The organism is Psychrobacter sp. AOP22-C1-C5 (assembly GCF_052378885.1).
In the GTDB taxonomy this organism is placed as follows: Bacteria; Pseudomonadota; Gammaproteobacteria; order Pseudomonadales; family Moraxellaceae; genus Psychrobacter.
This window is the reverse complement of the sequence record NZ_JBQSYC010000002.1, coordinates 41,722-55,788: the sequence shown is the minus strand read 5'-3', so window position 1 is coordinate 55,788 and position 14,067 is coordinate 41,722. Positions and strand designations below refer to the sequence as shown.

The following is a 14,067-nucleotide window of genomic DNA, read 5'->3' as shown; positions in this document are numbered from 1 at the left end:
GCGCCGTATCCTTGAGCCCATTATTAATAGATGCTTCTTCAGTCTTTATCACTGGCCTTTGAGTGGGCCGTTGATACAAGATCGTACAGAAGGTAGCATATAAAAAGAAATAGGGTGTTTTTATGAGGGGAGCTGGTCGGCTCGGCAGTATCACTACACGTATGCTAGTTATTTTAGCGTTGGCTTTTGCCCTTATTATTATGATGGTGTACTGGGTCATTGAAACCCAAGGCAAGCCGCGCATATTGGCGATGACTTCAGAGACAGTGGTCGAAACAGGCAATGAAGTCATCAATAGCATCATGACGAGCATCAATCACGTTGATGGATTGGCAAAAGCCACCAGTGCTATCGCTGGCGGGTTGCCCAAACAGGATGCCTTATATAGGGAAGCTTTTAGTAACCTTATGCGCGAAACCGATCAGCGAATCGTGGGCGGCGGCGTGTGGTTTGATCCCAACATGTATGCTGAAGGACGAGAGCGCAAGTCATTTGTGTGGGCGCGTGATCAAGCTGGCGTCATGCTGCCAACAGAACGCTACAACCAAGTGTCGCAAACGCCCAATGCCTATTATCGAGACTGGTGGTACATCCCTGCGATGTACGCACGTCATGACCACTGCGTCTGGAGCCGCGCGTATTTTGATCCGGTCAGCAATCAGCCGATGATGACCTGTGCTAAAGCCCTCTATGGCAGTCGCAATCAAACATTTGATGGCGTGGTGACATTCAATTTGCTATTGGATAACCTCGATGCTGCCATGAAAAAATGGCAAGAAAAGATCGGCGGCTACGTGTTCTTAGTAGATTTGGACAATCGGTTTTTGACATTTCCTGACCAGTCTATTGTTACCCAAGTGACTAAAAACAATCCTCAAGGTGAGATGGTAACGGCGAACCAGTTGGCAGAAAAAAACCCCGGTTTTACGCCTATCGCTGATAGTTTGGATAGTATCAACCAGACGCTTATTGATGAAGCAGTTGCCAAAGATGAGAGTCGTTATACCTTGGCCGCCCGTAGTATTTTGAGTACCACCAATCTAGGCAAAATTAGTGAGCAAGAGTCCAAACTGCTCTCTGCCTTGCTGCTTTTAAACATCGATCAAACCTTTAATCTGGTTGACAGCCATCTGGTCGATACCATCGCTGTACCCAATGATTTTGTATTGCAGCAACCTGCCACCGCTTTCGTCTTTCGCATGCCATTCACTTATTGGAAAATGGTCATTGTGAAGCCCAATAGCGACATGATGAGCGTGGCAAATGCACTATCAAACAAGCTGATCCAAGCGATGTTATTGGGTTTTCTACCGATTTTGCTACTGACCGCCTGGGTGTTCCGCCATTATTTTACGCGTCCATTAAAACGTATGGCATTGGCTGTAAATGAGATGGGCGTTCTGATTGAGCAAAAACAATATCAAAAACTCAGTGCGCATAAATTGCCTAAGTCTAATGTCAGCGAGATTCAAGTAATCAGCGAGCAGACCAACCAGTTGATTGACCGCGTTGTTGAAAATGAAGGGGCGCTTGCCGAAATCAACGTCCATCTAGAAAAACAGGTGGCAGCACGTACTCAAGACTTACAACAAGCGATGGATGAGTTAAAAGCCTCGCAAGTACAGCTGGTGCGCTCTGAAAAAATGGCCACACTTGGCCAAATGGTGGCAGGTGTGGCACATGAGGTCAATACGCCGCTCGGATATGTTCGCAGTAATATGGAATTGGTCGGCGACAATCTCACACGCTTTGATGAACTGATTGCTCATACAGATGAGCTGTTGCAAGCGCTAAAAGCACCTGATGCTGACCAAGAACAAGTGGCACAGCTAATTGACCAAACCTTGCAATGCTGTGAGGAGATCAAAGAAGACGAGGTGAGTGAGGATCTGGCAGCTTTGATCAAAGACGGCTTATACGGTGTTGATCAGATTGCAGAGCTGGTGATTAGCCTACGTGATTTCTCTCGCATTGATGAGTCAAAAGTCAAAGACATCGATATCAATGAGTGTATCAATACTTCATTGGTCATGACGCGTAACAATCTTAAGAGTTTAGACATTACGACCAACTTAGGCACACTGCCTTTGGTTCAATGCAATCCTTCTCAAATCAACCAAGTGCTGCTGAATTTATTCAACAATGCTGCCCAAGCCATAGCGCCTGATCGGAAGGGTGAGTTGCACATTACCTCATCTGTCGATGAAGTGCAGCAAAACGTTGTGGTACAGGTCAAAGACAATGGTGAAGGTATCAAAGAGAGTACGTTAGCGCGTATCTTCGAGCCGTTCTTTACTACCAAAAAAGCGGGAGACGGTACAGGTTTGGGCTTGGCAATCAGCACTCAAATCATGGAGCAGCACGGCGGTAGTATCAAAGCCAGCTCAATCGTTGGTGAGGGCACAACTTTCACCATCACGCTGCCCATACAGTCTAAATCTCGTGAGAATAAAACCTCAAAAGCTTTGTTCGAAAGTTAAGACATCTCCAACAACTTATTTAAAGAGAGCGTCATGCAAAAACCAAGAATTGCCTTTATCGATGATGAGCCGCGCATTTTGCGCAGTCTAAAAATGCATTTTCGCCAGTCACATGATGTGTTTACCACCACGGACGCCAACGAGCTGATGAAATATGTCAGCGAACATGATGTACAAGTGGTCATTAGTGACCAGCGCATGCCAGACAAGCAGGGCACTGAGGTGTTGCGTGAGGTCAAGGAAGCATCGCCAAATACCATCCGCATCTTATTGACCGGTTATGCGGATCTTAATGCAGTGATTGACTCGGTAAATGAAGGTGAGATTTATCGTTATATCACCAAACCTTGGCAAAATGATGAGCTTAAAAAAGTCGTCAACAAAGCCACAGAAATTGCTCAGCAAACGCAAGACATTGCCCAAGATACCAGTCAAGCACATGATACAGAAAATCATGCTGCTACTAGCATCAGCGGCAAGCGAAACATACTAGTGCTAGATGATGATGAAGAAGTCTATCAACAAATGAAAAGCTATTTTAAAAATACCTATAGCGTCAGTTGGGCAAACAACCTTGAGCAAGCAGCAAAGCTATTGCAGAAAAAAAGCTTTGGCGTCACTATTACAGATGCAACGCTCAATCAAGAGAACATCACGCCCATTGTTTATGCCTTAAAAAATATCCAGCCCAACCTGATGGTGCTCATGTTGACTGAGTTCAAAGATGCGCACATGGTGATTGACTTGATCAATAAAGGTCAGGTATATCGTTGTCTGCCGCGGCCTACCAACTTCTCTATCATGAGTATCAGCCTTGACCGCGCTTTTCAGCACCATGAAAGACTGGTACAGCAGCCAATACTAGCCGCCCGCCATCACGTTGAAGAAGTGCCAGAAACAGAAGCGTCTCTTTTCTCTGATAGGCTCAAAGGTTTCTTTACCAAATTTATCGGTTGGCGTTTTAGTAGATAGCACAGATTGGATCTACACTTGGTTATAAATCGGCGCTATGGGTTACCAAGAGCGCCTTTCATGGCTTTAGAATTATACTTTATGGCACTAATTATCCATTACATTCAGTTTTACAAATTAACTAGAAATATTCTCAATTTGAATCAGAGATATTCTCTAAATACTGCAAATAAAACAATAAATCACAATAACACTCCTTACCTCTTCCAGTATTATTAAAACTTAACAAAAACATCGTAGTAGTCCTCAGTATTAATATTTAAATTGAGTTAAAATCATTCTTAAGTTGGCGTATTAAATAATATGATTGACGATTATCTCAACTCTACCCCAAGGACATCAGAATGAACAAAACTACATCGAACCACTCATTACGTAGTAAATTATGGTTAGCATTACTTGTTAGTGCAGTTGGTCTTAGCGCTTGTAGTAATGAAGTAGAAGAAGCACCAGAAAGCACGGTCGAATCTACTGAAACAGCGGTAGTTGCAACAGAACCAACCACAGACACAGCAACAGTCGTACCTATGGATGAACCAGTCGCTGACACTGGTATGACAGGTACAGAAACCACTATGGATCCTGCTAGTACTACTACTGGTACAGCTACAACGGACACAGCAACTACTGGTACGATGACTGATGGTACAGTAACCGAAGGCGCTATGACTGATGGCGCAGTAATGGATGATACTGCAACTGTAGGCACAGATACTGCAACTACAGAAACAGCTCCAGCAGCACAGTAAACGCTAAGCAAAACATTAAATAAAAAACCGCATCGACATTCGATGCGGTTTTTTTATGGAGAGTTGAATATTTAGTACCTTACTTTTATTAGAACATTTCTTAAGTTGTCTATATGGTGAGGAAATTTGGTGCGCCCACCAGAACTCGAACTAGCGACCTCTACCATGTCATAAGTCAACCAATGTTATAGTATGGCATTATCTTATACATACCGATTATAGTGGTTTTATCTCTACTCCAACGTAGATTAAAATAAAAGCAGCACGTTTTTATTAAAACAGGTAGGCTGTAGAAGCCGAAGAGATCCTTCTTAGAGGATATGTCTATCCAAACTTGTGATGATTTAAGCTCAACAAACTGAGAAAATATAAGCCGAGCGGTGATTGCTATCTTACCGTGATAATAACAAGCGTGATGAAATAAATGATAAGAGAACTCAAAACCTTCGTCGCAGTTTGTGAATTAGACAGTTTTGCCGCTGCTGCTCGGCATGTAAACCTTACCCAATCTGCGGTCAGTGCGCAGATTAAAACCTTAGAAGACAACTTAGGGTTGTCGTTATTTACACGCTCTGCTAGAGCCATCGCGCTCAATCCGCAAGGCACACGTATTTTACCGATAGCTAAAGAAATTTTAGCGCTCTACGCGACGATGCAATTACCCTCAGATACCGACATTGCTAGCTATTATGGACAGCTCAAGATTGGCGCTATCAACTCAGTGCAAGTAGGTATTTTGCCAGAGGCTCTAAAAGCGATTACGCTGTTAGCCCCCTTGATGCAGACAGAAATTATTCCAGGGCGTTCTATAGAGCTGTTTGAAAAGCTAGAAGTCGGGAGTATAGATGCTGCAATAACCATCCAGCCTGCTTTTGCTTTGCCTAAAGATATAGTTACCCAGTCTATTATGACCGAACCTTATGTGCTGATTAGTCCCAAAAAATGGCCTTTTCATAGTCTTAGACAGACGCTTGAGCAGCACCCTTTTATCCATTACAGTCTACAGTCTTCAGCTGGAGCAAAATTAAGCCGGTTCTTCAAACAACAAGACATCAAAGTGAATACGATCATGGAGATTAATGATCTTGATGCCATTGTTAGGATGGTTGAGTCGGGATTAGGAGTGGCTTTGATTCCCTATGCTGGACTATGGATTAGAAGTGCTGCGCCAGTCCAAATTCACCATTTAGGGGATAACAGCTTGGTTCGAGAAGTTGTACTGGCTTATCGTTATGCGGATCGTCAGCAGCCACAAATCAACGCTTTAAAGCAAGTGTTGGGGCTATGATTTATATAGAGATTCTATAACGTCTATCTCTTTTCACTGAGACTAGGCCTTCGCTTGTGTCATTCGTGATTGGCTATGAATCAATCCAGCTTATACAGACTCAGCCTAATCGATCAGCCTTTTTCAGCCCGCAAATCTTCTTATAAAAATCTTCCCTACTAAAGAACCTCTTCCAAACGATTTTCATTGAAAGCGCTAAATTCTAAAAGAGCAACCTAATCCATAACTTATTTTGCTAAGCACCAATATTTTTTGGGCTGAGAGCGGAATATTTACGTTTTTCTTGCTCACTATTCTCGGTTACGATGGCTCTGCTTTTTAGTAACGCCAAGACAATTAATCTAAATATAGTTGAAATACTTTAAAGTCGCTACAGTATTGCTGATGTAAATTTTTTGCAGCCTCTGTCTGCGTAGGCACAGCAAGCAAGAAAAATTTGCACCAGCAGTACGTGTTGTATCGATATTACTTTTCACCGACTATACATAAGTGTTGCGCGTTGACTCATTTAACTCATTTCCAAGAAGACATAAAAATATGAAACACATTGATCACCTAGCAAACAATGAAGTCGTTACTCGCATCGAAAAAGATTTACTTGGCGAACAAGCCGTTCCTGCTACTGCGTTATACGGTATTCAAACACAACGCGCGTATCAAAATTTTAACATTACAGGTATGCCAATCAGTCATTTTCCCGATCTCATTAAAGCGCTGGCCATGGTAAAAGCAGCGGCGGCTAAAGCCAATCATCAGCATGGCCTGCTTAGTAATGATAAGCTCAGCGCTATTACCGCAGCATGCGCGGATCTTATTGGTGGTAAACATCATGAACAGTTTATTGTTGATCTCATCCAAGGTGGGGCGGGCACGTCGACCAACATGAATGCCAACGAAGTGATTGCTAATATTGGATTGAAAAAAATGGGATTTGAGTATGGCGAGTACCAGCATCTACATCCTAATAATGACGTCAATCGCTCTCAGTCGACCAATGATGTTTATCCTAGCGCGGCACGCTTGGCGATTGTATTTGCTGCAAAACCGCTTAAAGAGGCCATCATCAAGATACAGCACAGCCTAGCAGCCAAAGGACAAGAATTTAGCGGCATTCTAAAAATGGGTCGTACTCAACTACAAGACGCCGTACCGATGACTTTGGGCCAAGAATTTAACGCCTTTGCTAGTGATTTAGGCAGTGAAATTGCTCGAATCGAAGATGCCTGCCTACAATTGTGTGAAGTGAATTTAGGGGGTACGGCTATTGGGACTGGTATCAATGCGCCCAAGGGCTATGCCAGTTTGGCTGTCAATGAGCTAGCTGACATCAGTGGTTTGCCAGTGACAATTGCCGAAGACCTGATAGCAGCAAGTGCCGACATGGGTGCCTTTATTACCTTTTCTGGCTCGCTCAAACGCTTATCAATTAAATTGTCCAAATTGAGCAACGATTTACGCTTACTATCGAGCGGACCGCGCACAGGTTTGGGCGAGATCAATCTACCCGCTATGCAACCTGGTTCGTCCATTATGCCCGGTAAAGTCAACCCCGTGATTCCTGAGGCAATGAATCAAACCGCATTTCAAGTGATGGGTACTGATATGACGATTACCATGGCGGCAGAAGCGGGGCAGTTACAGCTAAATGCTATGGAGCCACTGATTGTTTATAACCTACTTAACAACACACGTATGTTAGAAAAATCGATTCGAATGCTAGATGATTTATGCATTCAAGGCATTACAGCCAATGAAGTTCAGTGCGCGCAACATGTCGAAAACAGTATTGGCATCGTGACAGCACTGGTGCCATATATTGGTTATGAAAATGCAAGTCGTATCGCAGGACACGCTTTGCTTAGTGGTTCAGGTGTTGCTGAACTGGTCAAACAAGAAAAGCTGCTCAGTGATGAGGAACTCGCGGCGATTTTGTCACCCGATACGATGGTGAGCAGTATCTAACCTCTCTTCCAGCACTGATTAAGACAAGCCACGCAGATTTTAATAGATAAAAATAGCCACTCTTGTAGACTGTTGTAAACGGTTATATCAACAGTCTGTAAGAGTGGTTCATAAATTTATCTAAGAGTTCAAGCCGTACTTATGATTACAGTTCAATCACCTTTACGCCAGAATCCATAAGTAATTCTAAAAAGGCCGCTGATTTTATCCTTAAGCTTTCGGGCGTGTACAACTTCGCAATATCATCTGAGTGCCATCTTTCTGCTGCCAATGTAAATCGTTTGATCAGTATTAATCTTACGAAACCATTCGATAGCTTGTTGACCGACAATGCCTATTGCCCCTGCAAATAATATAGGGTTTGTGGTATTCAAAATTTTTCTCCTTTCCATTATGAAAATTTCTGTAAGTAGGCAAGCTTGGTTAAGTTGTTATGGCACTATAAGCTCATAGTTACTGTTTATGGTATTTTTATTTAATTGGTCTCACTTGGTAAGCGTGCGATGACTTTTATTTCAAAATCAAACCCAGCAAGCCAAGTCACACCAACGGCGGTCCAAGAGGGATACGGTGGTTCTTTGAAGACGCTATCTTTTACTTTCATCATTGCATCAAGTTGATTTTCAGGATCGGTATGAAAGGTCGTAACGTCTATCACATCTTCAAACGTACAGCCTGCCGCCTCTAAGGTATTACGCAGATTATCAAATGCCCGCACTACTTGTTTCTCAAAATCGGGCTCTGGGCTACCATCCTCAAGACTTCCTACTTGACCTGAGACAAACAGTAAATCTTTTGATTGAATCGCTGCAGAGTAACCATTTTTCTCATAAATAGACTGTCTGTCGGCTGGGAAGATTGCTTTTCTTTGAGTCATGAAATTCTCCAAAACATTTAGATTAATATATATTGAGAGTTAGAAAGACATAGCGCTTCTCACTGTGCTTTTGATCATGTAACATACGCTATGTATGTTAATTTATCACATACGACACGTATGTCAATATAATATACGTGCCGTATGTATTTTTTTAAGGGGTCACTATGTCAAAACGTGCGTTAAAAATGGCTGAAACGAGGAAGAATATAATCGCAGCGGCCAGAAAATCATTTGCTGAATACGGTTATTCAGAGACGTCGATGGATAAGTTGACTGCGGATGTGAATCTGACTAGAGGTGCGCTCTATCATAATTTTGGCAATAAAAAAGGGCTGTTCACCGCTGTCGTTGAGCAAATAGACTTGGAAATGGTAGAGAAAGCCAAGGCAAGAGCAGAGGGGTGCAATGACCTTTGGCACGGACTAATGATTGAAGGACAAACTTATATTGAAAGCGCACTTGATCCAGAAATTCAGAGAATTATTTTATTGGATGGTCCCGCTGTACTGGGGGATCCTTCTCTTTGGCCCAGTCAAAATCGCTGTTTAATGTCTACCAAGCAGATTGTGACTCAGTTAATTACAGAAGGAACGATGAAAGAAGTAGATCCAGAAGCAGCATCCATGTTCATCAATGGTGCTGCCATGAACGCTGCACTTTGGATTGCTTCAAATGCTGATCCAAAAGTCGCTTTACCAAGTGCATTGGCTGCATTTGATATCATGTTGTCAGGGTTTAAGTCATAACTTTGATCAAGTAAAGTCACTTATCTCAGTGGCTTGCAAATAAGAGTAAAACACGCTACTAGACCCCTTATATGACGCGCATAAAAAAGCCCCAATATCAGGATTGGGGCTTTCTAAATTTGGTCGGCATAAGCAGACTCGAACTGCTGACCTATACCATGTCAAAATGGGTCGACGAAAAGACCTAGAGTTATTTTATCTCACATACGTTGATTTTATTGACCTGTAACGGTGATGATGGTAATCAAACAGGTCTTGCACCTTTAAAGATATTTCGTAATTAGAACCCAGTGCTAGTTGTGATCTATCCTTCAAAACACTGTGATCATTTCAGCGAGTTAAAACATCGATATCATTAGCATACAGCTTAAAGTTCGAACCCTCACTAGGGGGTTGGATCCTTAGACTGTGCCGAACATATTTTTCTAAGCATGGTTACATCACAAACTCGAAAGCAGAACACTTGTTTCGCTGTTGAGAATGCCATCAATCTCTCTTACTTGACGCAGCACTTCATCAAATTCTCTTAAGCTTGTCGTGTGTATTTCTGCTACCAAGTCCCACGCCCCATTGGTTGTATGAAGCTTAATCAATTGCGGGATACCTCGTAACTTCCTAATCACTTGTGAAGTAGACTTTCCTGTTACTTCAATCATCATCATCGCTTTGACAGTTTCCTCATCTAGTGCCTCATGCACCCGAATCGTAAATCCCAAAATAGCGCCGTTATGAATCAGTCTATCCAATCTGTTTTGGACTGTGGCACGCGAGACTTTGAGTTTTTTCGCAAGGTTTGAGATGGTTGCTCGACCATCTTGTCGAAGTTCAGATATCAGTTCGCTATCTAAAGAGTCATAAGTATAATACGCCATAAAAACGCTTCCATTATTGAGTTTTGACATTATGCTAAATTGTACCTAACAATGTGTCAAAAAATAATCAATATTTAATAAATTATTGACATTTTAACTGACAATTATAGTTGGTAGGATATTGATTGTCGGTTAAATAAACAATATTCATGGAATGGAGCAAAATTAATGTCTAAATTTATCGTATCGCAAAAGCAGGGTGTGCCATTTGTTAGCGTGCAGGCGATGGCTGAGATAATTAGCAATTATGGTATAGAGCAGACCATAACAGAATTGGTAGATGCTTTAGAGCAAGATTTTTCTCGCTGGGATCAGTTTGAAAAATCCAGTCGTTTTGCTTCTCACTCCAAAGACGGTGTTATAGAGTTGATGCCTGTCAGCGATGGCAAGATGTTTGCATGTAAGTATGTCAATGGCCATCCCATCAATACCAAGCGTGATTTGCAAACGGTAGCGGCCTTTGGCGTCTTGTCTGATGTCGATACAGGCTATCCCATTTTACTGACAGAGATGTGTATTTTAACCGCACTGCGTACGGCAGCGACCTCGGCACTGGTTGCCAAATATTGTGCGCCTAAAAACGCCCAAACGTTAGCCCTCATTGGTAACGGTGCCCAAGGAGAGTTTCAAGCAATGGGTATGAAGGCAGTGGTGGGTATCTCAAAAGTGCGTTTATATGATGTTGACTCAGCTGCGTCTGAAAAAGTAGCACGCAACCTTGCCGATTCAGGCTTGGAGATTACTATTTGCAAAACGGCAGAAGAAGCCGTTGACGGCGCAGATATCATCACTACCTGTACCGCTGATAAGAAAAATGCCACTATTCTCCGTGATGATATGGTCAAAAAAGGCGTCTATATCAATGCTATCGGTGGTGATTGCCCTGGCAAAACGGAGTTGGATGCCAACATATTGTTAAGAGCGGATCATGTCGTTGTAGAGTTTGAACCACAAACCCGTATCGAAGGCGACATTCAGCAGCTCTCTCAAGACTTTCCTGTGACAGAGTTTCATCGCATCGTAAACGGTGAGAAAGAAGTGCGCACCAACGAAAATAACTTAGTGGTGTTTGATGGTGTTGGTTTTGCCTCAGAAGACTTTACGGCTTTGGTATTTTTGCGTGATTTGATTAAAAAACAGGACGCATATGAGCTACTTGATTTGATCCCTCATCAACAAGATCCTAAAAACCTCTATTCGGTAGTGAAAGCTCACAGCAAGAATCGTAGCGTAGTGACGACTGAAGCTTTGTCTATGGCGTAAATGGGGGCTATATATTTTACCTGATATAAAATAAATATAGCGCTGCTGAGATGAATTTTGCGCCGCCTCTGTCTGCGAAGGCACAGCAAGCTAGAAAAATTTGTTTCAGTAGCGCGTGATACTGGGATATACCTTTCTTATTTAAGAAAGACTATGGCTAAGTAGTTAGGCAAAAATAAATTTAAATGATGAAAAAATTGTTTTATCTAATGGAGACAAAATAATGACTGATTTGATGAAAAACATAAGAATAGTAGAAGTTTATTCAGATGTTGCCGGACATAAAAAAGGCGCATCTTTAGGCATTGATGCATTGCGAGCATCATCAAAAGAGCTCAATGCAGAATATTATGAAAAACTGCAATTTGACAGTATTAAGGATGACAGTAATAAATATGACAGTGATTATGAGGGAGAATCGCAATTTTCGCATGCAAAATATGCGGATGTGATTGAGCCAATCATCTCTAAGCTAGCACATAAAATAAAAGACATAAGAAATGAAAATAAATTTCCAATCGTTATCGCAGGCGATCATTCTAGCTGTGCAGGTACGATGCATGGTCTTAAAATGGCGCATCCTGATGCTGAGATTGGTGTGGTATATATAGACGCACACGCTGATTTTCATTCGCCTTATACCAGCGGATCAGGAAATATGCATGGCATGCCTTTGGCAATGGCGTGTGCAATCGATAACTTGGAATGTAAGCGTAATGAGCTTTCTGACGCAGAAAAAGAGTATTGGGAACGATTAAAATTTATGGCATCCGACGAGCCATCAATCAAGCCAGAAAATATCGTGTTTTGTGCCGTTAGAGATTACCAAGAAGAAGAAATGGAGTTAATCAAAAGACATAAAATTCCTTTATATAGCGTGGCTGAAATAACGAAAAAAGGCATTAGCGCCACAGTAGCAGAAATCTCTAAAAAACTAGAATACTGTGATCATATTTATGTGTCGTTTGATGTTGATAGTGTTGATCCTTTATACGTCCCAGGAACAGGTACGCCAGCAATGAATGGCCTATCTTATGAGCAAGCTATGCAGCTCAATATAGAATTAATTAAGAATGAAAAAGTATGCTGTTGGGAAATAGCAGAAATTAATCCTTTGTATAACAACTCAAAAGATGACTCAACCAGAATATTTAAAATATTAGAAGAAGTTACTCACTCTCTTTTAAATAATTACTAACATAAAATTTTTAAAATGAGTTAAAAGAATCCAACATAAATAATTATATAAAATTATTCATGTTGGTTAAAAAGGGATGGAAGGTAAAAATAATATGGATATTATTAAAGCCAGCGCTTCAGAGCAGGATGTCAGCAGTACCAGCACTAAGATCAACATCAAACAATTTTTAAAATTCTTCATACCCTCTATGATAGGGTTGATCGTCTTTGTATATCCTATTCCCTATGTGGATGGTAAGTTTGTCAGCTACTCAGAAGGATTTACCATTCCTATCGCTGTACTAAAGGATTACATACAAGGTTATATGAGCGACTTTTTACCATTGCTTGTTGTCACCTCAATTATGATTACGGTGGTTGGAAGCTTATATACTAAAATCATGCAACCTTCATTGATTTTAAACAATCAATTTTTAAATAATTTACTGAACGTAAAAACATCTTGGCTGATACTTAGAATGCTTGGTGCGTTTTTTGCTGTCGTTACTTATTTTAAACTTGGGTTTGAATTTATATATTCAGACAGTATTGGTGGTCTATTATTGTATGAGTTAATGCCCATACTTTTTGTCGTTTTTTTCTTAGCGGGATTGTTGCTGCCGTTATTGTTGGATTTTGGTTTATTAGAATTCGTTGGTGTCTTATGCACGAAAGTCATGAGACCGTTATTTGGTTTGCCAGGTAGATCATCTGTCGATTGCTTGGCATCATGGTTAGGTGACGGCACGATTGGCGTGTTATTAACTGATAAGCAATTACAAAGTGGGTTTTATACCAAAAGGGAAGCGGCAGTAATTGCGACAAGCTTTTCAGCAGTTTCGGTCACATTTTGTTTGGTGGTGATTTCTCAGGTCAAGTTAGAAAGTTATTTTATCAACATGGTTGGCGTGGTTGCGTTATGTGGCATCGTTTGTGCGCTCATCGTACCAAAGTTATTCCCTTTATCTAAAATTGAAGACACGTATATAACAAAGAACGATGAGGTAGATTGTGAAGCCATTCCTGAAGGAAGAACGTTATTCAACTATGGCTTACATAAAGCGGTTCAAAGAGCAGAAAAGAGTCCAAGTTTTTTTACTTTCTTAAACGATGGGTTAAAAAATATCTTGGATATGTGGATAGGAATACTACCCATCGTCATGGCAATCGGGACTTTAGGTCTGATTGTTGCAGAAAAAACGCCTGTATTTGATTATCTAGGTATGCCATTTATTCCATTTTTAGAGTTATTGAATATACCGTTTGCAGCAGAGATGTCAAAGACCATTATGGTGGGTTTTGCTGATATGTTCTTACCGGCTATTATTGGCTCTTCCATAGAATCAGAATTAACGCGGTTTGTCATCGCTTGCTTATCAGTTTCTCAATTAATTTATATGTCGGAAGTAGGTGGATTGATTTTAGGAACAAAAATCCCCGTTAGTTTTTTTCAGTTATTAATAATTTTTCTATTGAGAACCGTTATTTCACTACCGATCATTGCATTATGTGCTCATATGATTTTCTAATGACATTTTTAGTTGCTCTCCTTATATATTGATAATTTCTGTAGCATTGTTTGCATTCTTTACGATAAGAAATTGGTCTCATTATGGTTTGACTACATTCTTTATATTAAGCACAAAAAAAGCCCCAGTCGTTAAACTGGGGCTTTC

Annotated in this window: 12 protein-coding genes; 9 read left to right on the top strand and 3 right to left on the bottom strand. The window is 41.2% G+C overall.

Going from position 1 to position 14,067, the window contains the following annotated elements:
* Positions 1-122: 122 nt before the first annotated feature.
* The 5 genes from ACT3TH_RS02680 (at position 123) to ACT3TH_RS02660 (ending at position 7,451) form a co-directional block, all read left to right on the top strand.
* The gene (locus ACT3TH_RS02680; RefSeq protein ID WP_444754314.1) at positions 123-2,480 is read left to right on the top strand and encodes an ATP-binding protein; all 2,358 of its coding nucleotides are present in this window, start codon (positions 123-125) and stop codon (positions 2,478-2,480) included.
* 33 nt (positions 2,481-2,513) lie between these two features.
* Positions 2,514-3,452, top strand: coding sequence for a response regulator (locus ACT3TH_RS02675; protein WP_444754313.1), 939 nt, complete (start codon positions 2,514-2,516; stop codon positions 3,450-3,452).
* A 344-nt stretch (positions 3,453-3,796) separates the two neighbouring features.
* Positions 3,797-4,201, top strand: coding sequence for a hypothetical protein (locus ACT3TH_RS02670; protein ID WP_444754312.1), 405 nt, complete (start codon positions 3,797-3,799; stop codon positions 4,199-4,201).
* A gap of 424 nt (positions 4,202-4,625) precedes the next feature.
* Positions 4,626-5,489: a LysR substrate-binding domain-containing protein gene (locus ACT3TH_RS02665; RefSeq protein WP_444754311.1), complete on the top strand. Its 864-nt coding sequence runs from the start codon at positions 4,626-4,628 to the stop codon at positions 5,487-5,489.
* Between the two features lie 537 nt (positions 5,490-6,026).
* Positions 6,027-7,451 carry an aspartate ammonia-lyase gene (locus ACT3TH_RS02660; RefSeq protein ID WP_444754310.1) on the top strand — a complete coding sequence of 475 codons (1,425 nt, stop codon included), beginning with the start codon at positions 6,027-6,029 and terminating at the stop codon, positions 7,449-7,451.
* 242 nt (positions 7,452-7,693) lie between these two features.
* Here ACT3TH_RS02660 and ACT3TH_RS02655 read toward each other — a convergent pair whose 3' ends face one another.
* Both ACT3TH_RS02655 and ACT3TH_RS02650 read right to left on the bottom strand, forming a co-directional pair.
* Positions 7,694-7,825: a hypothetical protein gene (locus tag ACT3TH_RS02655; protein WP_444754309.1), complete on the bottom strand. Its 132-nt coding sequence runs from the start codon at positions 7,823-7,825 to the stop codon at positions 7,694-7,696.
* A 101-nt stretch (positions 7,826-7,926) separates the two neighbouring features.
* Complete coding sequence (locus tag ACT3TH_RS02650) at positions 7,927-8,328, bottom strand: RidA family protein (RefSeq protein WP_444754308.1); 402 nt, start codon at positions 8,326-8,328, stop codon at positions 7,927-7,929.
* A 167-nt stretch (positions 8,329-8,495) separates the two neighbouring features.
* Here ACT3TH_RS02650 and ACT3TH_RS02645 point away from each other — a divergent pair, with 167 nt between their 5' ends.
* Positions 8,496-9,077, top strand: coding sequence for a TetR/AcrR family transcriptional regulator (locus ACT3TH_RS02645; protein ID WP_444754307.1), 582 nt, complete (start codon positions 8,496-8,498; stop codon positions 9,075-9,077).
* A gap of 440 nt (positions 9,078-9,517) precedes the next feature.
* Here ACT3TH_RS02645 and ACT3TH_RS02640 read toward each other — a convergent pair whose 3' ends face one another.
* Positions 9,518-9,949: an Lrp/AsnC family transcriptional regulator gene (locus tag ACT3TH_RS02640; protein WP_444754306.1), complete on the bottom strand. Its 432-nt coding sequence runs from the start codon at positions 9,947-9,949 to the stop codon at positions 9,518-9,520.
* A 168-nt stretch (positions 9,950-10,117) separates the two neighbouring features.
* Between ACT3TH_RS02640 and ACT3TH_RS02635 the strand changes: the two genes are divergently transcribed.
* The 3 genes from ACT3TH_RS02635 (at position 10,118) to ACT3TH_RS02625 (ending at position 13,920) form a co-directional block, all read left to right on the top strand.
* Positions 10,118-11,212: an ornithine cyclodeaminase gene (locus tag ACT3TH_RS02635; protein WP_444754305.1), complete on the top strand. Its 1,095-nt coding sequence runs from the start codon at positions 10,118-10,120 to the stop codon at positions 11,210-11,212.
* Between the two features lie 223 nt (positions 11,213-11,435).
* Positions 11,436-12,410 carry an arginase gene (locus tag ACT3TH_RS02630; RefSeq protein ID WP_444754304.1) on the top strand — a complete coding sequence of 325 codons (975 nt, stop codon included), beginning with the start codon at positions 11,436-11,438 and terminating at the stop codon, positions 12,408-12,410.
* 76 nt (positions 12,411-12,486) lie between these two features.
* Positions 12,487-13,920 carry a YjiH family protein gene (locus tag ACT3TH_RS02625; RefSeq protein WP_444754303.1) on the top strand — a complete coding sequence of 478 codons (1,434 nt, stop codon included), beginning with the start codon at positions 12,487-12,489 and terminating at the stop codon, positions 13,918-13,920.
* Positions 13,921-14,067: the final 147 nt, after the last annotated feature.

Bases quoted from the DNA above. Each gene is read 5' to 3' on its own strand.
- ACT3TH_RS02645 (WP_444754307.1), top strand. From the start codon at position 8,496: ATGTCAAAACGTGCGTTAAAAATGGCTGAAACGAGGAAGAATATAATC.
- ACT3TH_RS02665 (WP_444754311.1), top strand. From the start codon at position 4,626: ATGATAAGAGAACTCAAAACCTTCGTCGCAGTTTGTGAATTAGACAGT.
- ACT3TH_RS02625 (WP_444754303.1), top strand. From the start codon at position 12,487: ATGGAAGGTAAAAATAATATGGATATTATTAAAGCCAGCGCTTCAGAG.
- ACT3TH_RS02670 (WP_444754312.1), top strand. From the start codon at position 3,797: ATGAACAAAACTACATCGAACCACTCATTACGTAGTAAATTATGGTTA.
- ACT3TH_RS02635 (WP_444754305.1), top strand. From the start codon at position 10,118: ATGTCTAAATTTATCGTATCGCAAAAGCAGGGTGTGCCATTTGTTAGC.
- ACT3TH_RS02680 (WP_444754314.1), top strand. From the start codon at position 123: ATGAGGGGAGCTGGTCGGCTCGGCAGTATCACTACACGTATGCTAGTT.
- ACT3TH_RS02640 (WP_444754306.1), bottom strand. From the start codon at position 9,949: ATGGCGTATTATACTTATGACTCTTTAGATAGCGAACTGATATCTGAA.
- ACT3TH_RS02650 (WP_444754308.1), bottom strand. From the start codon at position 8,328: ATGACTCAAAGAAAAGCAATCTTCCCAGCCGACAGACAGTCTATTTAT.
- ACT3TH_RS02660 (WP_444754310.1), top strand. From the start codon at position 6,027: ATGAAACACATTGATCACCTAGCAAACAATGAAGTCGTTACTCGCATC.
- ACT3TH_RS02630 (WP_444754304.1), top strand. From the start codon at position 11,436: ATGACTGATTTGATGAAAAACATAAGAATAGTAGAAGTTTATTCAGAT.
- ACT3TH_RS02675 (WP_444754313.1), top strand. From the start codon at position 2,514: ATGCAAAAACCAAGAATTGCCTTTATCGATGATGAGCCGCGCATTTTG.